The organism is Curtobacterium sp. VKM Ac-2865, from assembly GCF_015350905.1.
Lineage (GTDB): Bacteria > Actinomycetota > Actinomycetes > Actinomycetales > Microbacteriaceae > Curtobacterium.
This window is the reverse complement of the sequence record NZ_JADKRZ010000001.1, coordinates 463,954-489,598: the sequence shown is the minus strand read 5'-3', so window position 1 is coordinate 489,598 and position 25,645 is coordinate 463,954. Positions and strand designations below refer to the sequence as shown.

Sequence of the window (25,645 nt, the reverse complement as noted above, 5' to 3'; positions counted from 1 at the left end):
GCGCGACCACCCCTGGTGCCGACCGCGCTGGGTCCGGCGGCCGCGCTGGCGGGCGTGGGCGAGCCTCCCGTCCCGTTCCGGACTTCACCCGGCCGGCATTGGCACCCGGCCTCATCGCGGCGATCGTGCTGCTCGCCTGCGTGGCGTTCCTCGACGCTCCGGCGTTCGTCGCCGTGCGCTGGGGCGTCACGGTCCTCGCCCTGATCATCCTGGTGTTCGCACTCAGGGGCCGTGCCTGGTGGGCCCTCGTGGTGACCGCGGCGATCGCCGTCTGCTGGAACCCGCTCGTCACCGTGCCGATCCCCGGACAGGTCTGGGCGGCACTCCAGATCGTCGCCGCAGCGCTGTTCGTGGTGATGGGCCTGGCGGTCAAGGTGCCCCGAACCACGGAGACACCGGCCGCCCGATAGGATCGCTGGGGTCGGGTGCACGTCCCGACCGCACGACCAGAAGGGCATGGATGAGCAACGAGACCGAGCCGGTGACCGAGAGTCCTCTGCTGCACCCTCGACCGTCCTCCGGCGGTCTCGACCGGTCCGACGTCGTGCTCCGCAAGGGGCGCTTCACGCTGCTGAACGGGCACCTCACGCCCCAGCAGTCGATGATCGACGACCTGCTCTTCCTCGACGACGCGCTCACCGCCGGCGACGTCGACCACCTGCTCATCCGCGGCAACGACCAACGCCCGGTGATCGCCCTCGACGAGCGCGACCGCCAGCGTGCCGAAGCCGCCGTGATGGACGCCGCGGTGGGGGAGCCCTTCTACGCCAAGCCCCCGGGCAAGCCGGCGGTCCTGGTCGTCGACGACGGCCTCGGCCCCGTCGACGAGACCGTCCTCCGGGTGTTCCGGCCTCGGCTCGAGCCCATCGGCCGGCTCCGCTACGGCGCCGAGACGAGCGTGCAGATGGAGTTCTGGCGGGTGACGGACACCGAGGTCCTCGCCCCCGTCGAGAACGCCCTGATGCGCCGCAGCCTGCCGATCGAGGAGTTCGTCCTCGTCGACATCGAGCGGTACGGCCGCACGTGGCAGACCGTCGAGCACATGTTCGACGACCACGTCTCCGACATCCGCTTCCCGATCGACATCGTGTTCTCGTGGGTCGACGGCAACGCCATCGAGTACCAGCGCGCCCGCCAGGCAGCGCAGTCGTCAGCCGTGCTCGGGGAGGGCGACGACGCCCCCGCCCGCTTCCGGCAGATCAACGAGCTGAAGTACGCCCTGCGCTCGGTCTACATGTACGCGCCGTGGGTCCGGACGATCTACATCGCCACCGACTCCCCGGCTCCGGCCTGGCTCGCCGAGCACCCCCGCGTCCGCATCGTCCGGAGCGAGGAGTTCTTCGCCGACCCCTCGGTGCTCCCGACGCACAACTCGCAGGCCGTCGAGTCGCAGCTGCACCACATCCCGGGCATCAGCGAGCACTTCATCTACTCGAACGACGACATGTTCTTCGGGCGGCCGGTCGACCCGTCGGTGTTCTTCAGCCCGGGCTCGGTGTCGAAGTTCCTGCTCGCCGACACCCGGATCGGCCTCGGCTCGAACAACCCTCGACGCAGCGGCTTCGAGAACTCCGCCCGCGTCAACCGCCGACTCCTGCAGCAGCGCTTCGGGGCCGTCACCACGCGCCACCTCGAGCACGCGCCGACACCTCTCCGCGCCAGCATCATGACGGAGATGGAGCACGAGTTCGCCGACGAGTTCCGGGCCACCGCTGCCTCGCGCTTCCGCGCCGCCGAGAACATCTCCGTGACGAACTCGCTGTACCACTACTACGCGCTGCTCACGGGCCGGGCGATCGTGCAGGAGAACGTCCCCGTCGGCTACATCGACACGACGATGCTCTCCGGGCTCCGCGAGCTCGAGGACCTGCTCAAGAAGCGCAACGCCGACTTCTTCTGCCTGAACGACGGCAGCTTCCCCGAGGTCAGCGACGACGAGCGCACGACCCGCGTGACGGACTTCCTCGAGCGCTACTTCCCGTTCCCGGCGCCGTGGGAGCGCCCCGACGAGGGCTGACGCCGGCCGGCGCGTCGGCGGGCGGTGCCCGCCGTAGCGCGTCGGCGCGCGCCCTCGTCGGCGTTCCGGCCGGGAGGCTCGGACCGAGTCCGCAGGATCCGGTCGCGCCCGGCGTCACGAGTGGTCACGACACCCCGCTCACGTCGGCCGAGCGGTCACCTCCCGTCGCCTGCCTACGTGCACATCGACGTTCTGCGACCACTCGGCAGCGCCGTCTGCGGCGCCGGCGCCGCCGGTACCGCCGCCCGCGTGCCGACGGCGTACCGCCGCCCGCGTACCGACGGCGTACCGCCGCCCGCGTACCGACGGCGTACCGGCCTCGGTGAGGTCGCACTTCGTGTCGGCTCCGCAGGAGCGGAGCCGACACGAAGTGCGACCTCACCGGACACGCGGCCCGGCCACCGGTGCCGCACAACGCAACGCACCGCCGCGCGGCGCCACGAGGCGCAGCCGCCAGCGGTGCGCGGCGGTCAGCGGCGGACGGGGGAGACGGGGACCGAGTCGAGCGTGAACACCGGGATGCTCGACGTGACAGGGGCTGGCTCGACGGCCGCAGGGATCGTGACGCCGGCGGCGGCGAGGCGGGCCTCGGTCTCCTCGGAGGACACGGGCTGGCCGACGGTGGAGTAGGTCCCGATGGGCACGACCGAGTGCACGGCGGTGTGGCCGTACACGTGGACGAGGTTGAACGACTGCGCTCCGTCGCGCCCGCGGGTACCGCGCTGGAACTCGTTGAGGTCCTGCGTGTAGCACGTGGCACTGGCGACGGACACCGGGATCCCGGCGAACACCGCGCTGGTCGAGTAATGCAGGTGTCCGGCGATGATCGTCAGGACGTCGGAGCCCTCGAGCACCTCGGCGAGGGCCTGCTGCTCACGGAGCTCCACGAGGACGGTGAGGTCCTGCACGCTCGGCACGGGCGGGTGGTGCATGGCGAGGACGGTGCCGTGCGGTGCGGCCTCGGAGAGGACCTCTGCGAGCCAGTCGAGCTGTTCGGGCGTGACGACACCGTGGTGGGCTCCGGGGACGCTGGTGTCGAGCGTGATGACCCGGAGGCCGTTGACGTCGTACACGAAGTCGACGGGACGGTCGGTGGGCTGCAGGCCGAAGAGCTCCTGGCGAAACGCACCACGCTCGTCGTGGTTGCCCATGGCCCAGATGACCTGGGCACCGATGCGGTTCGCCGCCGGTTCGATGATCTGGCGGACGCGGGCGTAGGCGCCCGGTTCGCCCTTGTCGGCCACGTCACCGGTGACGACGATCGCTTCGGGTCGAGCGCCGGAGGCCTCGATCTCGTCGATGATCTGCGTCAGCCGGGCGGCCGAGTCGACGGCCCCGTAGAGGTCGCCGTCACCCGCGATGAGGTGGGTGTCGCTCAGGTGGAGCAGGAAGTGGTTCGGCCTGGGGTGTTCAGCCGTCCGGGCGTCCATCGGGTTCTCATTCCGTTGGTTGTTCCTCGGCAGAGGATCTCCCGCTGGGGGAGTGCACGGTGCAACACATTGCCACATCGTCCTGGAGCAGTCCAACACGCGACGTTGAATCGCAGGTGAACCACAGACGGCGTGTTGTTGGCACCAACGAAACAACCCCCACCACAGCGTGATGGGGGTTGTTCGTCGGACCGTGACAGCTAGTGTCCGCCGGCTCCGACCTGCGGGGCCTGGTGGCTGCCCTCGAGGTCGGGGCCGTGGTGCGCCGCGTGTGCAGCGTCCAGCTCGGCCTTGGAGACCGGAGCGATGCGGTCCTCGAAGAAGAAGCGCGTCATGCCGGCGCGGACCTTCTGCGCGGGCGTGATCTGACCCTTGGCGTTCGGGCGGATCATCAGCGGCTTGTACTCGTTGAACTGCAGCAGACGCCAGCGCTCGTACTCGTCGAGCTGCTCGTGGACCTCGATGTACTCGCCGTGCGGCAGTCGCACGATGCGGCCCGACTCGTAGCCGTGCAGCACGATCTCGCGGTCCTTCTTCTGCAGCGCCAGGCACACGCGCTTGGTGATCCAGAAGGCGACGAACGGGCCGAGGACCGTCGTGGCCTGGATCACGTGGATCACGTGGTCGACCGACACCATGAAGTGCGTCGCGATGATGTCCGAGCTCGCCGCTGCCCAGAGGCTGGCGTAGAGCGTGATGCCGGCGGCACCGATCGCGGTGCGGGTCGGGGCGTTGCGGGGACGGTCGGCGAGGTGATGCTCGCGCTTGTCACCGGTGACCCAGGCCTCGACGAACGGGTAGACGAACATCGCCAGGATCAGCGCAGACAGCAGCGCGATGGGCACCAGCAGGTTGAAGGAGACCGTGTAGCCGAACCACAGGACCTCCCAGTGCGGCGGGATCAGGCGGAGCGCACCGTCGGCGAAGCCGATGTACCAGTCGGGCTGGGTACCGGCGGACACGGGCGAGGGGTCGTACGGACCGTAGTTCCAGATCGGGTTGATCGTGAACAGCGTGGCGATGAGGGCGAGGATGCCCGCGACGATGAAGAAGAAGCCACCGGCCTTCGCGGCGAACGCCGGGAGGATCGGGACGCCCACGACGTTCTCGTTGGTCTTGCCGGGGCCCGCGTACTGCGTGTGCTTGTTGATCACGACGAGCACGAGGTGGACACCGAGGACCGCCACGAGGATCGCCGGCAACAGCAGGATGTGGAGCGTGTACAGACGCCCGACGATCGCGGTCCCGGGGAACTCGCCGCCGAACAGGATGTAGCCGATCCAGACGCCGATGACCGGGATGGCCTCGATCATGCCGACGATGATGCGCAGACCGTTGCCGGAGAGCAGGTCGTCGGGGAGCGAGTAGCCCGTGAAGCCCTCGGCCATGGCCAGGATCCACAGGACGAAGCCGAAGACCCAGTTGAGCTCGCGGGGCTTGCGGAAGGCGCCGGTGAAGAACACGCGGGCCATGTGCAGCATCACGGAGGCGACGAACAGCAGAGCCGACCAGTGGTGGATCTGCCGGACGAAGAGCCCGCCGCGGATGTCGAACGAGATGTCGAGCGTCGACTGCAGGGCCGTCGACATCGCGACGCCCTTGAGCGGGACGTAGGTGCCGTTGTAGACGACCTCGGCCATCGATGCCTGGTAGAAGAACGTCAGGAACGTCCCCGACAGCAGGATGACGACGAAGCTGTACAGCGCCACCTCACCGAGCATGAAGCTCCAGTGGTCGGGGAAGATCTTGCGCCCGACCTCCTTCACCAGGCCGGAGATGCTGGTCCGCTCATCAATGTAGTTGGAGATCCCGCCGATGATGCGGGACCCACGCTCCGGAGCCGGCTTGGTGCTGGTCTCATGTGCGCGTGTGGTGGTTGTGGTTGTCATCAGCGTGCACGCTCCCAGAAGGACGGCCCGACGGGTTCGTGGAAGTCGCTCTGCGCCACCAGGTAGCCGTCGTCGTCGATCGCGATAGGAAGTTGGGGGAGGGGACGGGCAGCCGGTCCGAAGATGACCTCGCAGTTGTTCGAGACATCGAAGGTCGACTGGTGGCAAGGGCACAGCAGGTGGTGCGTCTGCTGCTCGTAGAGCGCGACCGGGCATCCGACGTGGGTGCAGATCTTGGAGTACGCGACGATGCCGTCGTAGCCCCAGTTCTCGTGCCCCTTCGCCGGGTTGAGGTCCTTCGGGTCGAGGCGCATGAGCAGCACCGCGGCCTTCGCCTTCTCCTCGAGCATGTGCTCCTTGTCCAGGAGCCCGTCGGGGATGACGTGGAAGACAGAGCCGATCGTGACGTCCGATGCCTTGATCGGGAGTCCGGTCGGGTCCTTCGTGAGACGAGTCCCCTTGGCCCACATGGTGTGGCGCAGGAGCTCGTTCGGGTCGGCGGCCGGTGCGAGGTCTCGCACGAGCACGATGCCGGGGAGGGGGAACGCGACGAGCGCGCCGATCATGGAGTTGCGGATCAGCTTGCGACGGCTGAAGCCGGACTCCTTGTCCGCGAGCTGGAAGGCCTCGACGGCCTTGGCGCGCGTGGCGTCGGTCCCACGGGTGGAGTGGCGCTGCTCGGTGATCTCGCGGTCGGTGACGAGGGACTTGCCCCAGTAGACGGCGCCGATGCCCAGCGAGAGCAGGGCGAGCGAGATGGAGAAACCCAGGAAGAGGTTCGCGAGGCGGACCGTGCCGAAGTCGTCGGCCTTGATCGGGAACGCGATGTACGCGGCGATCGACAGGACGCTGCCGACGATCGACAGGTAGAAGAACGTCGCGACCTGACGCTCGGCCAGACGGGCCTTCTTCGGGTCGACGTCAGTGCGGCGCGGACGGTGCGGCGGCTCGCCCGGGTTCTCGAACGGTTCCGCGGGGACGACCGCGGTACCGCCGCCGACCGATGCCGCATGCCTCTCGACAGCCGAGGACGAGTTCAGCGCCTCGTCGTCGTGCTCTGCCATGGTGTTCCCTTCAGTGTCGTGCGACACGGACGATCAGTTGGACTTCGCGGTCAGCCACACGGTCATCGCGACCACTGCGCCGAGTCCGAAGATCCAGATGAACAGACCCTCGGCCACCGGACCGATGGACCCGAGGGCGAACCCGCCGGGCGACTTGTTGTCCTGCACGTACTTGAGGTACGTGATGATGTCCGCCTTCTGCTCCGGCGTGATGTTGAGGTCGTTGAAGACCGGCATGTTCTGCGGGCCGGTCTGCATGGCCTCGTAGATGTGCTTGCCGGTGACCGACTCGAGGTTCGGTGCGTACTTGCCCTCGGTCAGGGCACCACCGGCACCGGCGACGTTGTGGCACATCGCGCAGTTGATGCGGAAGAGCTCGGCGCCTTCCGCTGCGTCACCGTCAGCACCGTTGGTGAGCGACTCGGACGGCACTGCCGGGCCAGGGCCGAGGGAGGCGACGTACGCCGCCATCGCGTCGACCTGGTCGTTCGTGAACTGCGAGGGCTTCTCTTCGCCCTGGGGGCCCTGCTGCGCGAGCGGCATGCGACCCGTGCCGACCTGGAAGTCGACCGACGCGGCGCCGACACCGATGAGCGAGGGGCCCTCGCTGGTGCCCTGCGCGGACAGGCCGTGGCACGTGGCGCAGTTGGACGCGAAGAGCTTCTCGCCCTCGTTCACCTGCGACTGGCTCGAGGCGGCGACCGTGCTGACGTTGTCGTCGGCACTGGCCGTCGAGCTGAACAGGGCGTACGCCCCGCCGGTCGTCATCAGACCGACGACGATGAGCGAGACGGTCGCCACGGGGGAGCGACGGCCCTTCTTCTTGGACTTGCTGCTGTTGAACATGCGCTTGGTGCTGTCCGTTTCCTACTTGAGAAGGTAAATGACGGCGAAGAGGCCGATCCAGACCACGTCGACGAAGTGCCAGTAGTACGACACGACGATGGCCGTGGTGGCCTCCTTGTGACCGAAGTTCTTGGCGGCGAAGCCACGACCGATCGTGAGGAGGAAGGCGATCAGGCCACCCGTGACGTGGAGGCCGTGGAAGCCGGTGGTGAAGTAGAACGCGGAGCCGTAGGCGCTCGAGGAGAGCGTGATGCCCTCGTGCCAGAGGTTGGCGTACTCGAAGATCTGGCCGCAGACGAAGATCGCACCCATGCAGTACGTGACGAAGAACCACTCCGTCATGCCCCAGTCGGTCGGCTTCCAGCTCGTGCGGTGCACCTGGAACCGCTCGGCGGCGAAGACGGCGAACTGGCACGCGAAGCTGGACAGCACCAGGATGATCGTGTTCACCGAGGCGAAGGGGACCTCGAGGTGTGAGGTCTCGCGTGCCCAGAGCTCGGGCGAGGTGCTGCGCAGGGTGAAGTAGATCGCGAACAGGCCGGCGAAGAACATGACCTCGCTGCCCAGCCACACGATCGTCCCCACGGCAACGGGGTTCGGCCTGTTGAGGACCGTACCGCTGGCTGGTCTGGAGAGAGGGGTGCTTGTCACAAGCTCCATTATGGCCGAAACCACCGACAGTGTTTTGCCAGTCAACTGGCGGGTCGTTCGAAAACAGTACGATCGTCGGCATGTCTGACCTCCTGACCTGGCCCGTGGTGATCAGTGCGCTCATGGCGCGCGAGGACCTGACCATCAGACAGTCCACATGGGCCATGGAGGAGATCGTCGCGGGCAGGGCCACCGATGCGCAGATCAGCGCCTTCGCGGTGGCCCTCCGCGCCAAGGGCGAGACGGTCGACGAGGTCGTCGGCTTCCGTGACGCCATCCTCGAGGCGGCCGTCCCGCTGGACGTCGACCCGATGGCGCTCGACATCGTCGGCACCGGCGGGGACGTCGTCGGGACGGTCAACGTCTCCACCATGGCGGCCGTCGTGATCGCCGCCGCCGGGGTCCCGGTGGTCAAGCACGGCAACCGGGCGTCGTCGTCGAAGAGCGGCTCGTCGGACGTCCTCGCGGCCCTCGGGCTCGACCTGACGATGGACGCCGAGCGCGTCGCCGAGACGTTCCGCCGGGTCGGTCTGACCTTCGCCTTCGCCAGCGCCTTCCACCCCGGGTTCGCCCACGCGGCCGCCGTGCGGCGCCAGATCGGCGTCCCCACGGTGTTCAACTTCCTCGGACCGCTCGTGAACCCCGCCAGGTGCGAGGCCAACGCGGTCGGCGTCGCACAGCTCGAGCTCGTGCCGATCATCACGGGCGTGTTCCAGACGCGCGGTGCGACGGCGCTCGTGTTCCGCGGCGACGACGGCCTCGACGAGCTCACGACGACGGGCCACAGCCACATCTGGGAGGTCACCGGCGGTCGCGTCACCGAGCACGACCTCGACCCGCGCGACCTCGGCATCCCCCGCGCCCGGACCGAGGACCTGCTCGGCGGCGAGCCCGAGGTGAACGCCGCGATCGTCCGTCGCGTGCTCGCCGGGGAGACCGGCCCGGTCCGCGACATCGTGCTGCTGAACGCCGCCGCCGGCCTGGTCTCGTTCCGGCTGGCCCAGGACCCGACCGAGTGGGACCGTCCGATCCTGCACCGGTTCCGCGAGCAGCTCCTGGTCGCGGCCGAGGCGGTCGACTCCGGAGCGGCCGAGCAGAAACTCGCCGACTGGGTCGGCGCCGCGTAGCGCGGAGCGGACAATGCCGGGAGGCCCGGTGCCGGTCCCAGGGACCGGCACCGGGCCTCGCAGGCTCGGCCCGCGCGGATCGCGAATCGCTGGCGCGATTCCACTGAGCGATCCGCGCCAGTGCGTTCAGTGCTGTGGTGCGGTGTTACTGGACGTCCTCGTCGACCCAGTCGAAGGTCTTCGTGACGGCCTTCTTCCACAGGCGCAGCGTGCGCTCGCGCTCCGCGGCGTCGAGCTGCGGCTCCCAGCGGGAGTCCTCCTGCCAGTTGGCGCGGAGCTCGTCGAGGTTGGCCCAGAAGCCGACGGCCAGGCCGGCGGCGTAGGCGGCACCGAGCGCGGTCGTCTCCGCGACGACCGGGCGCACGACGGGCACGTTGAGGATGTCGGCCTGGAACTGCATGAGGGCGTTGTTCGCGGTCATGCCGCCGTCCACCTTGAGCTCGGTCAGGTCGACGCCCGAGTCGGCGTTGACCGCGTCGAGCACCTCGCGGGTCTGCAGCGCGGTCGCCTCGAGGGCGGCACGGGCGATGTGGCCCTTGTTGACGTAGCGGGTCAGGCCGACGATCGCGCCGCGGGCGTCGGGACGCCAGTACGGCGCGAAGAGCCCGGAGAACGCCGGCACGAAGTACACGCCGCCGTTGTCGTCGACGGTCTTGGCGAGGGCCTCGACCTCCGGCGCGCTCTGGATGAGCCCGAGGTTGTCGCGGAGCCACTGGATGAGCGACCCCGTGACGGCGATCGAGCCCTCGAGCGCGTAGTGGGTCTCGCCGTCGCCGAGCTTGTAGCCGACGGTGGTGAGCAGCCCGTTCTCCGAGCGGACGATCTCGGTGCCCGTGTTGAAGATGAGGAAGTTGCCGGTGCCGTAGGTGTTCTTCGACTCGCCCTTGTCGAACGCCGCCTGGCCGAACGTGGCGGCCTGCTGGTCGCCCAGGATGCCGGCGATCGGGACCTCGCGGAGCAGGCTGGAGGACTCGACGTGGCCGTAGACCTCGGAGGAGCTGACGATCTCGGGGAGCATCGACTTCGGCACGCCGAAGTCGGCGAGGATGTCGTCGCGCCACTGCAGCGTCTCGAGGTCCATGAAGAGCGTGCGGGACGCGTTGGTGACGTCGGTCTTGTGGACGCCGCCGTCGGTGCCGCCGGTCAGGTTCCAGAGGACCCAGGTGTCGGTGGTGCCGAAGAGCAGGTCGCCCGCCTCGGCCTTCTCGCGTGCACCCTCGACGTTCTCGAGGATCCACATGATCTTCGTGCCGGCGAAGTAGGTGGCCAGCGGCAGACCGACGATCGCCTTGTACCGGTCGGTGTCCCCGGCGGCGAGCTTGTCGACGATGGCCTGCGTGCGGGTGTCCTGCCAGACGATCGCGTTGTAGATCGGCTTGCCGGTGGTCTTGTCCCAGACGACGGCGGTCTCGCGCTGGTTCGTGATGCCGACCGACGCGACGTCGTGGCGGGTGATGTCGGCGCGGGACAGGGCCTGGCCGATGACCTCACGGGTGTTGTCCCAGATCTCGCTGGGGTCGTGCTCGACCCACCCGGCACGCGGGAAGATCTGCTCGTGCTCCTTCTGACCGCTGGACACGATCGAACCGGAGTGGTCGAAGACGATGGCACGGGTGCTGGTCGTGCCCTGGTCGATGGCGACGATGTAGTCGGCCATGGGTGCTCCTTCTGTGTGGTCGGTGCTGCGGTCGGCCTCGGGGTCGACCGTCGTGGTGTGAGGTGTCGGCGTCAGGAGACGACGGGGAGGAGTGCGAAGGACAGGCCGGCGGCGATCGCGCCACCGAGCAGCGGTCCGACGACCGGGACCCAGGCGTAGGACCAGTCGCTCGTGCCCTTGCCCTTGATCGGCAGGAAGGCGTGCGCGATGCGCGGGCCGAGGTCACGTGCCGGGTTGATGGCGTAGCCGGTGGGGCCACCGAGGCTGACACCGATCGCGATCACGATGAAGGCGACGGGGATGGCGCCGAGCTGCGCCGGGGTCTGGCCGTTGGTGAAGGCGATGACCGTGAAGACGAGGACGAACGTGCCGATGATCTCGGTGACGAGGTTCCAGCCGTACGAGCGGATCGCCGGGCCGGTGGAGAACACGCCGAGCTTGGCGGCGGGGTCGGGCTCCTCGTCGAAGTGCTGCTTGTACGCCAGCCAGACGATGACGGCACCGATGACCGCACCGATCATCTGGGCGAGCCAGAAGAGCAGCATCGTGCCGACGGAGATGTTACCGAGGATGGCCTGCGCCAGGCTGACCGCGGGGTTGAGCTGGCCGCCGGACTTGTACGACACCGTGACACCGGCGAAGACCGCGAAGCCCCAGCCGATCGTGACCATGAGGAAGCCCGCGCCGAAGCCCTTCGACTTCTTGAGCGAGACGGCGGCGACGACACCGCCACCCAGGATGATGAGCATCGCCGTGCCGACGAGCTCGGACAGGAACTTGACGCCGATGTCGTCCATCGGTGACCTCCAACTGTGTTGGTTGGGGAGGCCCGGTGCTGCTCGGCACTCCCCATCGAGTGATTGGGGCGAGCATACTGCCGGGTTTCCAGGCCACGGGGGGTCCTCGTGAGCGTTCTCCAGAAAACTGCACGAACGTGCACGGGGAGCGGGCGCCTGACCATCGACACCCCGGTTCCCGCCTCCCAGGCCGTGCACAGACGTGCACGCTCGGGGAACACCCGCCCGCTGTAACCTGGCCCCACTCCGGACGACGTCGGCGGTGTGCAGGCCTCGTCCCGGTCCCGACCCGAGGAGGCCCACCGCCATGAAGAAGCTCATCAACGACCCGCACGACGTCGTCACCGAGACCGTCCGCGGGTTCGCCGCAGCACATGCCGGTCACGTCGTGCTGGTCGAGGACCCGGTCCACCTGCACCGCGCGGACGCCCCGGTCGCGGGCAAGGTCGCCCTCGTGAGCGGCGGCGGCAGCGGGCACGAGCCGCTGCACGCCGGCTTCCTCGGCTTCGGGATGCTCGACGCCGCGGTGCCGGGGCCGATGTTCACGAGCCCGACGCCGGACCCGGTGGTCGCGGCGACGAAGGCCGTCGACGGTGGCGCCGGCGTGATGCACATCGTGAAGAACTACACCGGCGACGTCCTGAACTTCGAGACCGCCGCCGAGCTCGCCGAGATGGACGGCATCCGCGTCGAGACCGTCGTGGTCGACGACGACGTGGCGGTGCAGGACTCGCTCTACACGGCGGGACGACGCGGTGTCGCCGGGACGGTCGTCGTGGAGAAGTGCGCCGGTGCCGCCGCGCAGCGCGGGGACGACCTCGACGCGGTCGCGGCGGTCGCCCGGCACGTGAACGACGTCACCCGGTCGATGGGCCTGGCGCTGGCACCGGGGACCGTGCCGCACGCAGGGGAGCCGTCCTTCACCCTCGCCGACGACGAGGTCGAGCTCGGCATCGGAATCCACGGCGAGCCGGGTCGGGAGCGCATCGCGATGGCGCCGGCCGACCAGCTCGTCGACCGGGTCCTCGAGCCCGTCCTCACCGACCTGGACCTGCCGGCGGGGTCACGCCTGCTGCTGTTCGTGAACGGCATGGGCGGGACGCCGCTGTCCGAGCTCTACATCGCCTACCGACGCGCCGCCGAGGTGCTCGCCGCTCGCGGCCACGAGGTCGCGCGTAGCCTGGTCGGCAACTACGTCACGTCCCTCGAGATGCAGGGCTTCTCGATCACCGTCACGGTGCTCGACGACGACCTGATCACGCTCTGGGACGCACCGGTGGAGACCCCGGCACTGCGCTGGGGCCGCTGACACTGAACCGGCCGGCACCCCCGGCCCCGCAGGAAGGAACGACATTGGCGCTCGACACCGCATGGGCCACCGACTGGGTCCGACGCACCGCCGCGACGATCGACGAACACCGGGCCGAGCTCGTCACGCTCGACCGGGAGATCGGCGACGGTGACCACGGCGAGAACCTCGACCGCGGGTTCCGCGCCGTGCTCGAGGCCGTCGAGTCCGGCACGTTCGACACCCCCGGCGCGGTCTTCAAGACCGTGGCGACGAAGCTCATTTCCACGGTCGGCGGTGCCGCCGGGCCGCTGTTCGGCACCGCGTACCTGAAGGCAGCCCAGGCCGCCGGCGACGCGACCGAGCTCGACGCCGACACGCTCGTGCAGGTGCTCGCCGCGGCCCGCGACGGTGTCGTGTCCCGCGGCAAGGCGGAGGTCGGCGACAAGACGATGATCGACGCCTGGACCCCGGCGGTCGACGCGGCCACGACGGCAGCGCAGGCGGGGGAGTCCCCGGAGCGCGTCCTCGAGGCCGCCGCCGACGCCGCCCGCACGGGTGCCGAGGCCACCGAGCCGCTCGTCGCCCGCAAGGGCCGCGCGAGCTACCTCGGCGAACGCGCCGTCGGCCACCGGGACCCCGGCGCGCAGTCGACGGCCTACATCCTGCGCGCCGCGGTGGACGCGGCGTGAGCGTCGGGATCCTGGTCGTCTCGCACAGCGCGGCGATCGCCTCCGGCACGGTCGAGCTCGCCAGGCAGATGGCGGCGGACGTCCGGTTCGTCGCCGCGGGCGGCACGGACGACGGTGGGATCGGCACGTCCTTCGAGGCCATCACCTCGGGCATCGAGGAACTCGGGTCCGCCGACGCGGTCGTCGTCCTGTGCGACCTCGGTTCCGCCTACCTGACCACCGACACCGCCCTCGACTTCCTCGACGACGACGTCCGCGCCCGGGTCCACGTCTCCGACGCCCCGCTCGTCGAGGGCACGGTCGCCGCGGCGGTCGCCGCCCAGACCGGCGGCGACGTCGACGCAGTGCTCGCAGCCGCCCACTCGGCCGCAGCATCCGAGGCGGACGCCGGGGGAGCCTCCCGACCGGATGACGGCGACCAGCCTGGAGGCCCGGTGCCGGACACCGGAGCCGGCCCCGCTGACGACGTGGCCGCGTCCGCGACCGTGCAGCTGGTCAACGAGAGCGGGCTGCACGCCCGCCCCGCGGCGGAGTTCGTGAAGACGGCCGCGAAGTACGAGGCGGCCGTCCGCGTGGACGGCGTCGACGCGAAGAGCCTGCTCGGGATCATGGCGCTCGCCCTGCCGAAGGGCGCGACCGTGTCGATCGAGGCGACGGGCGAGGACGCCCAGGACGCCGTCGACGCGCTCGAGGCCCTGGTCCGGTCCGGCTTCGGCGAGTGAGCCCGACCCACTGAGCGCTCGCGTCGCCGCGGTCGTCAGCCCGTGATGCTGACGGTCGCGGCGACGTCCACGTCCGAGGGTCCGCCGACCGCGCCGGCCGTGGCGAACAGGACGGCGCCGAACACCGCGCTCCAGAACGTCCTGGCATCGCGGGCGACCCCGCGCTCGCTCGTCCACCCGTGCTCGGCGACCACCCGCTCGAGGTAGCGCTCCGACTGCCGGAACAGCACGGCGAGCAGGGTGCTCGTGCGCTCCCGCAGGGCGTCGTCGTCCTGCGCCAGCCCGAGCGCGGTGACGAGGAGGCTCGTCGACGGCATCGCGAGGGCGGTGCGGGCGAGGACGTCCCGGAAGCCCTCGGACGTCGATGCCCGTCGGCCTGCCGACTGCAGCCGGGTGGTGTCGCGGAGGAACCGGACGAAGGCGGCGTCCACCACGAGGCGGTCCTTCGACCCGAAGTGGTGCGTGATCTGGTTCGGGTAGACCCCGGCCGAGCGCGCGACCTCGCTGACCGTCAGCGTGCGGGGGTTCCGGTCGGCGAGGAGGTCCGCCGCCGCCTGGAGGATGCGAGCGCGCGTCGCCGTGCCACGAGGGGTTGCCATCTCCGAATTGTACGTGGTACAACTCCACTTGTGCAGCATACAAACAGCGACAGCAGCGACATCGTCATCACCGGGTACGGCGCGGTCTCGCCGTTCGGGCACGGGGTGGACCCGCTCTGGGACGCCCTGGTGGCCGGTCGGTCCGGGGTGCACGAGCTCGACCGCGACGGCGAGTTGTGGGCACGGGTGCCGATCCGCGTCGGCGCCGATGCCGCCCTCGACGCCGAGGGGGCGCTCGGCCGGGTGCGGGCCGCGCGGCTCGACCGCAGCCAGCAGCTGTCGCTCGTCGCGTCGGGGGAGGCCTGGGCGGACGCCGGGTTCGCCGGTGCCGCGACCGGACTCGACCCGGAGCGGCTCGCCGTCGTCGTCGGCACGGGGATCGGCGGCATCGAGACCCTGCTCGACGCGCACGACGAACTCGGTCGGAGCGGAGCACGTCGGGTGTCGCCGCGCACCGTGCCGATGCTCATGGCCAACGGGGCCGCGGCGCAGATCAGCATCGAGGTCGACGCCCGGGCGGGCGCGTACACGACGGTGTCGGCGTGTGCGTCCGGGGCAGAGGCCATCGCCATGGGCGCCCGACTGATCCGCTCCGGGGAGGCCGACGTCGTCGTGGCCGGGGGGACGGAGGCGGCGGTCACCCCGGTGACGATGGCCGCGTTCGCCCAGTCCCAGGCACTCGCGAAGCCGGAGGGCGAGGACCCGACCACGCTCTCGCGGCCGTTCGACCGCAGCCGCCGCGGGTTCGTGCTCGGGGAGGGTGCCGGGATCGTCGTGCTCGAACGGGCCGACCACGCCGCTGCCCGCCGGGCCCGGGTGCACGCGCGACTCGCCGGGTGGGGCATCACCTCGGACGCGTTCCACATCACCGCGCCGCGCGCCGACGGCTCCGGGCAGGAGCGGGCGATGACGCAGGCGCTCCGCATGGCCGGCCTGACCGGCACGGACGTCGACCACGTGAACGCCCACGCGACCAGCACCCCGCTCGGCGACGCGAGCGAGGCCGCCGCGATCGCCCGGGTCGTCGGCCGCGGAGCCGTCGTCACCGCCCCGAAGAGCGCGGTCGGGCACATGTTCGGTGCGGCCGGCGCCGTGGAGACGATCCTGACCGTCCGGGCGCTCGAGACCGGCGTGGTGCCGGCGACGCTGAACCTGGAGCACCTGGACCCGGCGATCGACCTCGACGTGGTGTCCGGTGCGGCCCGTCGGACCCCGGTCCGCGCGGCGCTGAACAACTCGTTCGGCTTCGGCGGGCAGAACGCGTCGCTGGCGCTGCTCGCGGTGTGAGCGGTCCGGGTGTTCGGCCGGCTCGGTCGGCTCGGCCTGGCGTCGCTCAGCGCGGGGCGAGGTCCTGCAGGCCGGTGACGCGCAGCAGGTCGAGCGTCGACGCCGCCTCGGACCCGGGCACCACCGTGTAGACGACGATCCGCAGGTCGCCGCCCGGCACGGTCATCACGTCGCAGTCGACCTCGATCGGCCCCACCGCGGTGAGCACCGTCTTCCGGCTCGCCCGGTGCTCGGCGACCCTGGCCGTGTCCCAGCGGCGCGCGAACTCGGGGGACTCGGCGCGGAGCCGTGCGACCAGCTCGGCGAGGGCGCGGTCGCCCGGGTACCGCCCGACCGCCGTGCGGAGGTCGGCGACGAGGTCACTGGAGAACTCCTCGGCGTGCTCGGCGTCGTACTCCACGCCGTGCTGCCCGACCATGAAGTGCCGCCACACGAGGTTGCGCTCGAGGCCGACCAGACGCTCGGGGTCGCCGGTCATCGCCGCCCACAGGTCGTTCCACAGCAGGATGTCGTGCGTCGCCGTGAACACCGCGAGGGGGACGTCCCCGAGCCGGTCGACGATCCGCTGCACACCCGGCGTGACGTGCCGCGGGACGACGTTCCGCGACGGCGGTGCGGCGTCGGCGACCCGGAACAGGTGGTCGCGCTCCTCGGTGGTCAGGCGCAGCGCGGTCGCGAGGGCGCCGAGCAGCTGCGGCGACGGGTTGACCGACCGGCCCTGCTCGAGCCGGACGACGTAGTCGACGCTCACCCCGGCGAGCGCGGCGAGTTCCTCGCGGCGGAGCCCGGGGGTCCTCCGACCGGCGCCCGCGGGCAGGCCGACCTCCTCCGGTCGGACACGGTCCCGCCACGACCGCAACACGTTCGCGAACTCGCTCATGGACCCATCTTCGTCGCTCCGGACCGATCGGAGGTGGTACTCGGAGTCCCACCGTCGAGCGGCACCTGGGAGTCCTGTGGCACAGGGCGCAGGCTGGGCACATGACCACCACACTCATCACCGGGGCCAACCGCAGCCTCGGACTCGAGACCGTCCGCCGCCTGATCGAGGCCGGCCACACCGTGTACGCCGGCATGCGCGACCCGTCCACCGGCGACGACGCCCGCGCACTCGGCGCCCACGTCGTCCAGCTCGACGTCACCGACCAGTCCAGCGTCGACAGCGCGATCGCGTCGATCCCCGAGCTCGACGTGCTCGTCAACAACGCCGGGGTGCTCGGTGCCTCGTTCGGCGTCGACGACCTCGACGCCGCCGTCATGACCGGCGTGCTCGACACGAACGTCGTCGGCATCGTCCGTGTCACCCAGGCAGCACTCCCGCTGCTGCAGGCGTCGGCCAGTCCCGTCGTCGTCAACGTCGCCTCGGGCGTCGGCTTCACCCGGTGGCTCACGACGCCCGGGCACGACGAGTACCCGGTGCCGTCGATCCCGTACGCGGCCTCGAAGGCCGCGGTGATCGCGCTCACCGTGCAGTACGCCAAGAACCTGCCGACGTTCCGGGTGAACGCGAGCGACCCGGGCTACACGGCGACCGAGTTCAACGGCTTCGGCGGGCACCAGACGATCACCGAGGGCACGGACGCCACGGTGATGCTCGCCACGCTCGGCAGCGAGGGGCCGACGGGGGAGTTCCACGACCGGAACGGTCGGATCGAGTACTGAGGCCGTTGGTCGCGACGGCGACCGGTCCAGCGCGACCACATGACGGACGGGAGGCCCGGTGCCAGCTGGCACCGGGCCTCCCGTCCGTCATGTGGGTGCGTCGGTCGTCGTCCCGCCGAGTGGGCGCGTCAGTCCTCGCTCGGAGTGCGGCGGCGGCGCGCCACCGCCAGCACCGCGACCAGACCGGCGACGAGGACGGCGCCCGCGCCGAGCCAGAGGGCGGCACCGCCGGCGCCGGAACCGGCGTCGCTCGCTGCCGGGGTGGCGGAGCGGGTCGCCTCGACGGTCGCGCTGGTCTCGGTGGGTCCGCTGGTCGGCGTCGCCGAGGCAGTGGGCGCGGCGGTCTGGGCGGGGAGCGCCACCGTGAAGCCGAGCTCGCCGGTGACCGGGTGGCCATCGGGGGAGACGTAGCGCCACAGGACCGTGTACGCGCCGTCCTGCAGGTCGACGGTGCGGGACATGGTCGTGCCGTCGACGGTGACGTCGCCGGCCGCTCGGTCGGTGCCGGCGGCGTCGCGGACCTCGATGCGGAGGCCGGCGTCGAGACCGGTGAGCGGCGCCTCGGAGAACGTCAGACCGACATGGTCGAGCGGTGTCGTGATCGTCTGCCCGTCGGTCGGGTCGCTCGACACGAGGGCGGAGTGCGCCTGGGCCGGTGCAGCCGAGGCCAGGCCGACGAGCCCGGTCAGGGCGACGACGACCGCGACGAGGGGCATCCGGGCGCTGCGACGGATCGCGGTGGAGGACATCCGCCGATCCTACGAGAGGTCGTCTGACCGGTCGGTCGTCCCTGGGACGTCCACCTGCTGGCAGGATGACGGGATGCGCGCAGTCATGTACCGGGAGTTCGGGGACACCCCGCAGATCGTCGACGTCGACCGGCCGGTGTGCCCGCCGCACGGCGTGGTGGTGCGCGTGGCCGCCACCGGTGTGTGCCGGAGCGACTGGCACGCCTGGCGTGGTCACGACGACTCCGTGACGCTGCCGCACGTCCCCGGGCACGAGTTCGCCGGCGTGGTCGTCGAGGCCGGCTCCGCCGTGGCGCACCACCGGGTCGGGGACCGGGTCACCGCGCCCTTCGTCTTCGCGTGCGGCGCGTGCCCCGAGTGCCTCGCCGGCGCCACCCAGGTGTGCACGCGGCAGCAGCAGCCCGGCTTCACGCTCCCCGGGTCGTACGCCGAAGAGCTCGTCGTACCGCAGGCCGACGTCAACCTCGTGACGTTGCCCGACGGCATCGGGTTCGCCGAGGCCGCCGGGCTCGGGTGCCGGTTCGGCACCGCGTACCACGCACTGCACGCCCGCGGCCGACTGCAGGCGGGGGAGCACGTCGCCGTGTTCGGGTGCGGCGGTGTCGGGCTCTCGACGATCATCGTCGCGGTCGCTGCCGGTGCGCATGTGGTCGCCGTGGACGTGTCACCCGCCGCACTCGAACGGGCGGCAGCGCTCGGCGCGGAGACCGTCGTGTCCGGGCCGGACGCCGTCGACGAGGTCCGCCGGCGCACGGACGGGGGAGCGCACGTGTCCGTGGACGCCTTCGGGAGCCGTGCGACCTCGCTCGCCGCGGTCGAGTCGCTCCGGCCGCGCGGGCGGCACGTGCAGGTCGGGCTGCTCCTCGGCGACGAGACGACACCGGTGATCCCGATGGGACGGGTGATCAGCGAGGAGCTCGAACTGCTCGGCAGTCACGGCATCGCCGTGGGGGAGTACGCCGCCATGCTCGACGACGTCGTGGCCGGGCGGCTGCGTCCGGACGCCACGATCGGGCGGACGATCGGGTTCGACGACCTGCCCGACGCGCTGGTCGCGATGGACCGGCCGGCCACGGGGTCGGGCATGACCGTCGCGGTGTTCGGGTGACCGTCGCGGTGTTCGGATGACCGGTGCAGGGCGGACGCGGATCGAGCTCGGCCGCCGCGAGGACCTCGGTGCCGACTGCGCGAACTGCTTCGGCCTGTGCTGCGTCGCCCTGGCCTTCACGAAGTCCGCGGACTTCCCGTCCGACAAGGACGCGGGGGAGCCCTGCACGAACCTCGACGGCGCCGACGGGTGCCGCATCCACCCGCACCTGCGCGACCGCGGGTTCAAGGGCTGCACGGTCTTCGACTGCTTCGGTGCCGGCCAGAAGGTGTCACGGCAGACGTTCGCGGGCCGCTCGTGGCGTGAGGACGACGACACCCGCACGGCGATGTTCGGCACGTTCCCGATCGTCCGCCGGCTGCACGAACTGCTGTGGTACCTCGACGAGGCGATCGACCTCGTCACGGGCGCCGTCGACCCCGCTCCATGGGTGGCGACGTTCGAACACGTCCGGGGGCTCAGCGACGGGACACCCGCGGCGCTGGCCGAGCTCGACGTCGACGCCGAGTACGACGCCGCTCGTGCGCTGCTCGTCCGTGCGAGCGAGATCGCCCGGCGCGACGTCGCCACCGCCCGGCAGCCGCGGTCCCAGCGGAGGCTCGAGCCCGGCGCCGACCTGATGGGTGCTCGGCTCGGCGCGCGGGACCTCAGCGGGCTGACGCTCCGGGGGAGCATCGCCATCGGCGCCGACCTCCGTGGCGCTCGGCTGGACCGCTGCGACCTGCTCGGGGTGGACCTGCGCGATGCCGACCTGTCCGGCGCGGACCTGTCGGGTGCGATCTACCTGACGCAGATGCAGGTCAACAGTGCACGGGGCGACACCGCGACGGTCCTGCCGACGGGGTTCGAGCTGCCGTCGCACTGGGCCTGAGCAGGACCGTCAGAGCAGTGCCGCGCGGTCGCGGAGGCCGGCGACGAAGAGGTGGTCCTCCGACTCGAGTTCGTCGTCCTCGGCCCAGACCGATCGCAGCCGCGTCCGAGGACTGATGCGCAACCGCACTCGGGTCAGGCTGCCGTCGACGTCGATCGCCGGCAGGTCGACGCTGTCGGTGGCCAGCACGAGCTTCAGCGACGTCTGGTAGCGCATCACCGCACCGGCTGCTGCGCTGCCCGTCAAGAACGACCGTGCGTTGTGGATGAGGTACTGCATGGCGTGAGCCCCGTTCGGTCAAGCTCAGCAGGCCGGGTGGTGAGGGCGGCGGTGATGAGGTCGGGACGACCGGGGTCCGGGGTCGATGTGGGGACGACCCTACGCCCTGTCGAGGAGCAGCAGGCCGATGGACGTCGCCCGACTGACTCCGCGTGCTCGGCGTAGCGTCGGACTCATCACCATCGTGGACGACTCCGGCGCTCCGGCTGGCGTCGACGCCGCGTGGCTGAGAAGGAGCACCGTGAAGGTCGTCATCACCGGGTCCCGCGGCAAGGTCGGCCGAGCCGCGGTGCAGCGGTTCGTCGATGCGGGTCATGACGTGCTCGGGGTCGATCTCGTGCCGCCCGTGTTCGACGCGGGATCGGTCGTGCCGGGCCGCTACCAGTTGGCCGACCTCACCGATGCGGGCAGCGCCTTCGCGGTCGTCGCCGGTGCCGACGCCGTCGTCCACGTCGCGGCCATCCCACAGCCGACCGGTCACCCGGCACACGTCGTGTTCCAGACCAACCTGATGTCGACCTTCAACGTCCTGGAGGCGGCAGTCCGGTTCCGCGTGCCCCGCTTCGTCAACGTGTCCAGCGAGAGCATCGTCGGCAACTTCTTCCCCGAGCGGCCGTTCCTGCCCGACTACGTACCGGTCGATGAGGAACACCCCCTGCACCCACAGGACCCGTACGCGCTCTCGAAGGCGTTCGGCGAGCAGCTGATGGACGCGGCTGTGCGACGCTCTGACATCCGCGCGATCTCGATCCGCCCGAGCACGGTGCACGACGAGAGCAACTACGAGGAGAACCTCGGTCCGCAGGTGCGCGAAGCTTCGGGCACCAGCGCGAACTTCGGCAGCTACATCGACGCCGACGACCTCGCCGACGCGCTCCTGCTCGCGGCCGAGTCAGACCTGCCGGGGCACGAGGTCTTCTACATCGCGGCAGCCGACAACGCCGGTGGCCACGACTTCGCGGCCACGCTGCGCGACCACCACGGCGACCAGGTCGAGCTCCGCGAGCTCGACCGCGTCGACGCCTCGGGCATCTCCACCGCCAAGGCACGACGCCTGCTCGGCTGGACGGCCAAGAGGTCGTGGCGCGACCACCTCGACGCCGACGGCCGGCGCCTGCCGCAGCACTGACTCACGGCAGTGCCATCGCAGCGATGAGCGCCGGCGTGGCCCCGGACGGAATCCGACGCGCGGGGGAGTCTGGTCGGCTCAGTGCTCCGGTCGCGGCGCTTGGCGGGCGTTCACGAGATCACCGTCCCAGCTCAGGTCGTCCCCCTCGTGGACCTCGAAGGCCTCGAAGCGGTCGTCCGCGAGGACGTCGTCAACGAGCGTGCGCGAGCCAGCGACGATCGTCGAGTCCCAGTCTTCCTCCGAGGCGACGACCCAAGCGTGGTCCTCGGGCCAGATCAGCGAGGCGTAGGGCCCTTCCTGCCCGAGACGGCTGCATGCCCACCCCGGTACGGTGCGCTGCGCCCACGTCGGGTCGGCGAGCTCGCTCGAGCTCGAGCTGAACAGCCACATGTCCCGACCGGGCCAGGGCATCTGCGTGCGGGCGGTCTTCCGACCCTGACCGTCGAGGGAGCTTCACCGCGTCTCGTGAGGGGATCATCTCCCGAGGAGCGTGGTCAGCGCAGACGGATGAGCCCTGCGTGGGTGGGAGCGAAGCCGCAAGCCTTCTCGTAGAACGGCACCATGTCCTCGCCGTAGTCCACGAACAACCACTCGCAGCCGGCAGACCGGACAGCTTCCACGGCATACCTGACGATTGCAGTGCCGAGACCCTGATGCTGGTGTGTGGGATGCGTCTTCGTGTCAATGAGGAACGCGTGGTCCGCGCCGTCCCAAGCGACGTTCACGAAGCCAACAAGGGCTCCCTGCGGGTCTCTGCCCGCAACCCATCCGAGGGAGTGTCGGTTGACCCGATCCCACCAGCCGATCTCAGGCGAACCTCCGTGTGCCGCGGTGAGGTCCGCAAGCTCTTCGTCACTGATGGCTGTACGCCAGGTCAGCGCCACGTCGTCGTGCTGCATCGTCCCAGGTTCCCACGAGGAGGGTCGCCAGGAAAGCGCCCGATGGCCGGTCGTCCACCGGTCCACACCCGGCGGTGACGACCACGACGACTCGACATGGTGTGCCTGATCGGGGGATTCCCGTACAGGTGTCCCGTGGAGATGCCCGGTGGAAGGGCACCGAACGCTGCAACGCAGCAGGCGCCGTACGGTCGTGGTCGGCTGTCTCTGCCGTGGTGCGGGAGAGAGGCGTCGCGAGCATGGGGTAGCGGTTGGTGCGGTCGATGCCGAACTCGCGGGTGATGGTCTCGCGGCTGGAGGGGTGCTGTTGCTTGAGATCGAGGAGACAGGAGAAGCTCCAAGTCCTCGACCTGACATAATATGCATTATCGGCGCTTAAACATCGTGAGTTGCATCTAGTGCAACAACTCCGGCACCGCTTGTACCGCAGCGTTTTACCTGATCAGCCAGAGAATCTGTCCGCCAGGAAGAACCTGGAAACCCGCTCGGGGCGACTGGGGCCTGCCCGCAGGCAAGGGCTTCCTGCGTTTAATGCAGGAATCCACGGCAAGACGCCCGAGTGTCTTTCCGTGCCGTGCTCAACTTCCCCGCTCGAGCTTCTTAGTGCCCAACTGCGGACGACGGATGGTGACAAGGTCTTTGCTGCCAGCGAGGAACGCGCCAACCTCACAGACCAACCGCGGCTCGCCGGCGCCGGAGAAGTGAGTCGGCCACGTTCTATGCAACGGCCACCTTGCCCATCTCACCATGGTTAACTTCTCGCCTCCTTGCTATTTCAAGATGCCGGCTGCTCGAACCCAATACTTCAGCAACCGTGAGTTCTTCAATTCGTTCAATGAGCCCCGCCCGTCGCCTTTCGCCAAGACAAGGGCTAGACGTAGACAGACCCCGAGTTGGCCGACGTACTCGGGCTTGAACTTCCCGGTCTTGAGCTCGATGACGTAGAGACACGCCAAGCCGTCGCAGCGGGTGGATCAGCCTGGGCATAACGGTCGACGCTTGACGTCGACGGTCACTGCCGGCGACGCTCGTCCTGCACCAGCCCGATCAGCGCGAGCGTGCGCTGCAGCGCAGCCTCGGACTCCCAGAAGTCGGCCGCAGAAGAGTCGAGGAGATTCAACTGCTTGATCGCACGCCGGCGTGCAGCCGCGAGCTCGTCGACGGTGAGCCACTGCAGCGCCTCGAGCTCATCTGTCACGTCGCGGAGCGTAGCCGCCGCAGCTTTATTCTCTGTACCGGTATGGACGACGCCGCGTCAGGGGAACCCGTTACGGTGCGCGGAGAGGTTGGTACAGGGAGGGAACCAAATCCATGAACGTTGAGATCCGAGAAGCAACGCTCCGCGACGTCGACGAGATCGACCGGCAGACACATCAGATCGCCGGCATCGTCTTCGACTGGCCGGCGGCCATCGCAACTGAGGACCCCCGCGCGATTACGCGCGTCGCTGCCATCGGGGACGAGGTCGTGGGGCACATAGCGACAGGGCTCTCCTACGGCCGGACCGTGGTCGGTGACGAACACCCCGAGGATCTCGGCTGGTTGAAGATCCACACGCTCGCCGTTCTGCCGACCCACCGAGACCACGGCATCGCCAGCCAGCTGCTCGAAGCCACGATCGCCGGGCTCCCCCGCGACATCGTCGGCCTCTACGGCTCGGTCATCCCTTCCAACACACCCGAAGCAATCGAGTGGTACCGGGCTCGAGGATTCCTAGTTGCCACGCTCGCAGACCTCTGGAACCCACGCCTGGGCAGGGGCGCACGGCTGCTCACAGAACCGGACCAGGCGTACTTCTACAGCGACGTCCACACCCTCCGCTACTGGTCCGGCAAACACGCCACCGAACAGTCCGAACGCGCACGCATCCAGAAGAGCGTGGACCAGGAAATGAAGTTCCGGGAGAAGGCCGGTCGGTTCTCTCGTTCCATCGGCTACCGGGCGTTCGCTGACCACGCGATCGCGGTGAGTAGCGGCAGCTGCCCTCATATGCAGCTCGCCCCGATGCGATCCCACCTGCTCGGGTGGGACCCGGTGCTATCTATCGTCTGCGACGGCTGTCAGTTCGGCCACCTCGAGGCGATCAAGCCGTACGACGCTGAGAACCGGTGCGACGGATGTGGCCGCCTCGACACCGGCGTCCACGTCGCGACAGTCGCCCGCGATCTGACACTCGTTACTGCTGGGCTCTGCCAGCAGTGCGCGGTACGAACAACATTTGACGCCGCCTGACGCTGCTTGATCCGTCCCATAGCCGATCGCTCGGCGCACGGTCTGCACCAGCCCACCGATGTGGGGACGGGCCGGAGGACCGTTAGCTCAACTCCGGCCCGCGCAGGAGCTGGTGAGGCCCCTGCGGCGGACAGTAGTTCCCGAAACGCGACAGCATCTGAAACCATCCGCGATACGTCGCGTCCGCTACTGGACGTCGGCGGGCAGGTCTCCGCGAGGGTACGAGCCGCGTGCTCAGTCTCCGGGGAGCTGCCAGCAAGTCGTGCAGAAGGGCCGGCGGCCAGAATGGTGCGCCATGGGCGTCAAGTTCAGCTCGATGCCCGCAGAAGCCACGATGCGGGAAGGGCCGTCGAGCTCGTGCCAGTGATGCTCCACGAGGACGAGCCGGTGACGAGCCCGGGAACGGCATACCGCTCCCCCGATCGAACGGTGCAGTTTCGCCCGGAGCGTTTCACCCATGTAGCGATCTTCCTCTATCCCTCCGACAACAAATCGCTCACCCGTGATTGTCCCCTCGTCTCGGTAGCCGATCGCCTACCAGAAAGCGGCAGTCTTGATCGCTTCGACGAGCGAGGGCTTCGCTCGGCTCCTAGTTGCGTTTGCCGAGCCCCGGCAGCCCACCGCCGAGGGCACGGACTGACTTACCCTTG

Annotated in this window: 26 protein-coding genes; 12 read left to right on the top strand and 14 right to left on the bottom strand. The window is 69.8% G+C overall.

Annotated elements, in window-relative coordinates; translation table 11 throughout:
• The first annotated feature begins 98 nt into the window (after positions 1–98).
• Both ITJ54_RS17755 and ITJ54_RS02245 read left to right on the top strand, forming a co-directional pair.
• A complete protein-coding gene (locus ITJ54_RS17755; protein ID WP_228508140.1) occupies positions 99–410 on the top strand; it encodes a DUF6804 family protein in 312 nt (103 codons plus the stop codon).
• Positions 411–460: 50 nt separating this feature from the next.
• Positions 461–2,017 (top strand): stealth conserved region 3 domain-containing protein, encoded by a 1,557-nt coding sequence (locus ITJ54_RS02245; protein WP_194625673.1) that lies wholly within the window; start codon positions 461–463, stop codon positions 2,015–2,017.
• A gap of 470 nt (positions 2,018–2,487) precedes the next feature.
• Here the strand turns inward: ITJ54_RS02245 and ITJ54_RS02240 are convergent, their stop codons facing one another.
• From ITJ54_RS02240 to ITJ54_RS02220, 5 genes are all read right to left on the bottom strand, one after another.
• On the bottom strand, positions 2,488–3,447 hold the full coding sequence (locus ITJ54_RS02240; protein ID WP_194625672.1) for a phosphodiesterase: 960 nt from the start codon (positions 3,445–3,447) through the stop codon (positions 2,488–2,490).
• Between the two features lie 200 nt (positions 3,448–3,647).
• Positions 3,648–5,336: a cytochrome b gene (locus ITJ54_RS02235; protein WP_194625671.1), complete on the bottom strand. Its 1,689-nt coding sequence runs from the start codon at positions 5,334–5,336 to the stop codon at positions 3,648–3,650.
• Positions 5,336–6,400 carry a ubiquinol-cytochrome c reductase iron-sulfur subunit gene (locus ITJ54_RS02230; protein WP_194625670.1) on the bottom strand — a complete coding sequence of 355 codons (1,065 nt, stop codon included), beginning with the start codon at positions 6,398–6,400 and terminating at the stop codon, positions 5,336–5,338. Before ITJ54_RS02230 ends, ITJ54_RS02235 begins: the two co-directional genes overlap by 1 nt.
• Positions 6,401–6,433: 33 nt before the next feature.
• Positions 6,434–7,246 (bottom strand): cytochrome c, encoded by an 813-nt coding sequence (locus ITJ54_RS02225; RefSeq protein ID WP_194625669.1) that lies wholly within the window; start codon positions 7,244–7,246, stop codon positions 6,434–6,436.
• 21 nt (positions 7,247–7,267) lie between these two features.
• On the bottom strand, positions 7,268–7,906 hold the full coding sequence (locus ITJ54_RS02220) for a cytochrome c oxidase subunit 3 (protein WP_194625668.1): 639 nt from the start codon (positions 7,904–7,906) through the stop codon (positions 7,268–7,270).
• A gap of 71 nt (positions 7,907–7,977) precedes the next feature.
• Between ITJ54_RS02220 and trpD the strand changes: the two genes are divergently transcribed.
• Complete coding sequence (trpD, locus tag ITJ54_RS02215; RefSeq protein WP_194625667.1) at positions 7,978–9,024, top strand: anthranilate phosphoribosyltransferase; 1,047 nt, start codon at positions 7,978–7,980, stop codon at positions 9,022–9,024.
• A gap of 145 nt (positions 9,025–9,169) precedes the next feature.
• On the opposite strand, the gene glpK is transcribed toward trpD, so the two are convergent.
• Positions 9,170–10,681 (bottom strand): glycerol kinase GlpK, encoded by a 1,512-nt coding sequence (glpK, locus tag ITJ54_RS02210; protein WP_194625666.1) that lies wholly within the window; start codon positions 10,679–10,681, stop codon positions 9,170–9,172.
• Positions 10,682–10,752: 71 nt separating this feature from the next.
• Entirely contained in the window at positions 10,753–11,478 is a 726-nt protein-coding gene (locus ITJ54_RS02205; protein WP_194625665.1) for an MIP/aquaporin family protein, read from the bottom strand.
• Positions 11,479–11,785: 307 nt separating this feature from the next.
• On the opposite strand from ITJ54_RS02205, the gene dhaK reads away from it, so the two are divergent.
• From dhaK to dhaM, 3 genes are read left to right on the top strand one after another with little or no spacing between them, the layout of a single operon-like run.
• A complete protein-coding gene (gene dhaK / locus ITJ54_RS02200; protein ID WP_194625664.1) occupies positions 11,786–12,787 on the top strand; it encodes a dihydroxyacetone kinase subunit DhaK in 1,002 nt (333 codons plus the stop codon).
• A gap of 44 nt (positions 12,788–12,831) precedes the next feature.
• Positions 12,832–13,458 carry a dihydroxyacetone kinase subunit DhaL gene (gene dhaL, locus ITJ54_RS02195; protein ID WP_194625663.1) on the top strand — a complete coding sequence of 209 codons (627 nt, stop codon included), beginning with the start codon at positions 12,832–12,834 and terminating at the stop codon, positions 13,456–13,458.
• A complete protein-coding gene (gene dhaM, locus ITJ54_RS02190; RefSeq protein WP_194625662.1) occupies positions 13,455–14,180 on the top strand; it encodes a dihydroxyacetone kinase phosphoryl donor subunit DhaM in 726 nt (241 codons plus the stop codon). The genes dhaL and dhaM overlap by 4 nt, the downstream gene beginning before the upstream one ends.
• A gap of 35 nt (positions 14,181–14,215) precedes the next feature.
• Here the strand turns inward: dhaM and ITJ54_RS02185 are convergent, their stop codons facing one another.
• On the bottom strand, positions 14,216–14,779 hold the full coding sequence (locus tag ITJ54_RS02185) for a TetR/AcrR family transcriptional regulator C-terminal domain-containing protein (protein WP_194625661.1): 564 nt from the start codon (positions 14,777–14,779) through the stop codon (positions 14,216–14,218).
• Positions 14,780–14,809: 30 nt separating this feature from the next.
• On the opposite strand from ITJ54_RS02185, the gene ITJ54_RS02180 reads away from it, so the two are divergent.
• Positions 14,810–16,066: a beta-ketoacyl-[acyl-carrier-protein] synthase family protein gene (locus ITJ54_RS02180; protein ID WP_323741566.1), complete on the top strand. Its 1,257-nt coding sequence runs from the start codon at positions 14,810–14,812 to the stop codon at positions 16,064–16,066.
• Between the two features lie 46 nt (positions 16,067–16,112).
• Here the strand turns inward: ITJ54_RS02180 and ITJ54_RS02175 are convergent, their stop codons facing one another.
• A complete protein-coding gene (locus ITJ54_RS02175; RefSeq protein WP_194625660.1) occupies positions 16,113–16,946 on the bottom strand; it encodes a helix-turn-helix domain-containing protein in 834 nt (277 codons plus the stop codon).
• 101 nt (positions 16,947–17,047) lie between these two features.
• Between ITJ54_RS02175 and ITJ54_RS02170 the strand changes: the two genes are divergently transcribed.
• Entirely contained in the window at positions 17,048–17,728 is a 681-nt protein-coding gene (locus tag ITJ54_RS02170; RefSeq protein WP_194625659.1) for an SDR family NAD(P)-dependent oxidoreductase, read from the top strand.
• 128 nt (positions 17,729–17,856) lie between these two features.
• Here the strand turns inward: ITJ54_RS02170 and ITJ54_RS02165 are convergent, their stop codons facing one another.
• Complete coding sequence (locus ITJ54_RS02165) at positions 17,857–18,477, bottom strand: copper resistance CopC family protein (protein WP_194625658.1); 621 nt, start codon at positions 18,475–18,477, stop codon at positions 17,857–17,859.
• 73 nt (positions 18,478–18,550) lie between these two features.
• Here ITJ54_RS02165 and ITJ54_RS02160 point away from each other — a divergent pair, with 73 nt between their 5' ends.
• Both ITJ54_RS02160 and ITJ54_RS02155 read left to right on the top strand, forming a co-directional pair.
• Positions 18,551–19,585 (top strand): alcohol dehydrogenase catalytic domain-containing protein, encoded by a 1,035-nt coding sequence (locus ITJ54_RS02160; protein WP_194625657.1) that lies wholly within the window; start codon positions 18,551–18,553, stop codon positions 19,583–19,585.
• 16 nt (positions 19,586–19,601) lie between these two features.
• Positions 19,602–20,456 (top strand): pentapeptide repeat-containing protein, encoded by an 855-nt coding sequence (locus ITJ54_RS02155; RefSeq protein WP_194625656.1) that lies wholly within the window; start codon positions 19,602–19,604, stop codon positions 20,454–20,456.
• 9 nt (positions 20,457–20,465) lie between these two features.
• On the opposite strand, the gene ITJ54_RS02150 is transcribed toward ITJ54_RS02155, so the two are convergent.
• Positions 20,466–20,735, bottom strand: a complete 270-nt coding sequence (locus ITJ54_RS02150) for a hypothetical protein (RefSeq protein WP_194625655.1) — start codon at positions 20,733–20,735, stop codon at positions 20,466–20,468.
• A gap of 127 nt (positions 20,736–20,862) precedes the next feature.
• On the opposite strand from ITJ54_RS02150, the gene ITJ54_RS02145 reads away from it, so the two are divergent.
• Entirely contained in the window at positions 20,863–21,864 is a 1,002-nt protein-coding gene (locus tag ITJ54_RS02145) for an NAD-dependent epimerase/dehydratase family protein (RefSeq protein WP_228508137.1), read from the top strand.
• Between the two features lie 78 nt (positions 21,865–21,942).
• Here ITJ54_RS02145 and ITJ54_RS02140 read toward each other — a convergent pair whose 3' ends face one another.
• The 3 genes from ITJ54_RS02140 to ITJ54_RS02130 all read right to left on the bottom strand — a co-directional run bounded on the left by ITJ54_RS02140 (position 21,943) and on the right by ITJ54_RS02130 (position 23,961).
• Positions 21,943–22,254 carry a hypothetical protein gene (locus tag ITJ54_RS02140; protein ID WP_194625654.1) on the bottom strand — a complete coding sequence of 104 codons (312 nt, stop codon included), beginning with the start codon at positions 22,252–22,254 and terminating at the stop codon, positions 21,943–21,945.
• Positions 22,255–22,358: 104 nt separating this feature from the next.
• On the bottom strand, positions 22,359–22,763 hold the full coding sequence (locus ITJ54_RS02135) for a GNAT family N-acetyltransferase (protein WP_194625653.1): 405 nt from the start codon (positions 22,761–22,763) through the stop codon (positions 22,359–22,361).
• A 1,012-nt stretch (positions 22,764–23,775) separates the two neighbouring features.
• The gene (locus ITJ54_RS02130) at positions 23,776–23,961 is read right to left on the bottom strand and encodes a hypothetical protein (protein ID WP_194625652.1); all 186 of its coding nucleotides are present in this window, start codon (positions 23,959–23,961) and stop codon (positions 23,776–23,778) included.
• 113 nt (positions 23,962–24,074) lie between these two features.
• Between ITJ54_RS02130 and ITJ54_RS02125 the strand changes: the two genes are divergently transcribed.
• Complete coding sequence (locus tag ITJ54_RS02125; protein ID WP_194625651.1) at positions 24,075–24,995, top strand: GNAT family N-acetyltransferase; 921 nt, start codon at positions 24,075–24,077, stop codon at positions 24,993–24,995.
• Positions 24,996–25,645 lie beyond the last annotated feature (650 nt).

Coding starts and splice junctions, on each gene's coding strand:
- ITJ54_RS02235 (WP_194625671.1), bottom strand. CDS start 5,336: ATGACAACCACAACCACCACACGCGCACATGAGACCAGCACCAAGCCG.
- ITJ54_RS02165 (WP_194625658.1), bottom strand. CDS start 18,477: ATGTCCTCCACCGCGATCCGTCGCAGCGCCCGGATGCCCCTCGTCGCG.
- ITJ54_RS02170 (WP_194625659.1), top strand. CDS start 17,048: ATGACCACCACACTCATCACCGGGGCCAACCGCAGCCTCGGACTCGAG.
- trpD (WP_194625667.1), top strand. CDS start 7,978: ATGTCTGACCTCCTGACCTGGCCCGTGGTGATCAGTGCGCTCATGGCG.
- ITJ54_RS02125 (WP_194625651.1), top strand. CDS start 24,075: ATGAACGTTGAGATCCGAGAAGCAACGCTCCGCGACGTCGACGAGATC.
- ITJ54_RS02145 (WP_228508137.1), top strand. CDS start 20,863: ATGGACGTCGCCCGACTGACTCCGCGTGCTCGGCGTAGCGTCGGACTC.
- ITJ54_RS02225 (WP_194625669.1), bottom strand. CDS start 7,246: ATGTTCAACAGCAGCAAGTCCAAGAAGAAGGGCCGTCGCTCCCCCGTG.
- ITJ54_RS02135 (WP_194625653.1), bottom strand. CDS start 22,763: ATGCAGCACGACGACGTGGCGCTGACCTGGCGTACAGCCATCAGTGAC.
- ITJ54_RS02240 (WP_194625672.1), bottom strand. CDS start 3,447: ATGGACGCCCGGACGGCTGAACACCCCAGGCCGAACCACTTCCTGCTC.
- ITJ54_RS02175 (WP_194625660.1), bottom strand. CDS start 16,946: ATGAGCGAGTTCGCGAACGTGTTGCGGTCGTGGCGGGACCGTGTCCGA.
- ITJ54_RS02205 (WP_194625665.1), bottom strand. CDS start 11,478: ATGGACGACATCGGCGTCAAGTTCCTGTCCGAGCTCGTCGGCACGGCG.
- dhaK (WP_194625664.1), top strand. CDS start 11,786: ATGAAGAAGCTCATCAACGACCCGCACGACGTCGTCACCGAGACCGTC.
- ITJ54_RS02230 (WP_194625670.1), bottom strand. CDS start 6,400: ATGGCAGAGCACGACGACGAGGCGCTGAACTCGTCCTCGGCTGTCGAG.
- ITJ54_RS02160 (WP_194625657.1), top strand. CDS start 18,551: ATGCGCGCAGTCATGTACCGGGAGTTCGGGGACACCCCGCAGATCGTC.
- ITJ54_RS02220 (WP_194625668.1), bottom strand. CDS start 7,906: ATGGAGCTTGTGACAAGCACCCCTCTCTCCAGACCAGCCAGCGGTACG.
- ITJ54_RS02155 (WP_194625656.1), top strand. CDS start 19,602: ATGACCGGTGCAGGGCGGACGCGGATCGAGCTCGGCCGCCGCGAGGAC.
- ITJ54_RS02185 (WP_194625661.1), bottom strand. CDS start 14,779: ATGGCAACCCCTCGTGGCACGGCGACGCGCGCTCGCATCCTCCAGGCG.
- glpK (WP_194625666.1), bottom strand. CDS start 10,681: ATGGCCGACTACATCGTCGCCATCGACCAGGGCACGACCAGCACCCGT.
- ITJ54_RS02245 (WP_194625673.1), top strand. CDS start 461: ATGAGCAACGAGACCGAGCCGGTGACCGAGAGTCCTCTGCTGCACCCT.
- ITJ54_RS02150 (WP_194625655.1), bottom strand. CDS start 20,735: ATGCAGTACCTCATCCACAACGCACGGTCGTTCTTGACGGGCAGCGCA.
- ITJ54_RS02140 (WP_194625654.1), bottom strand. CDS start 22,254: ATGTGGCTGTTCAGCTCGAGCTCGAGCGAGCTCGCCGACCCGACGTGG.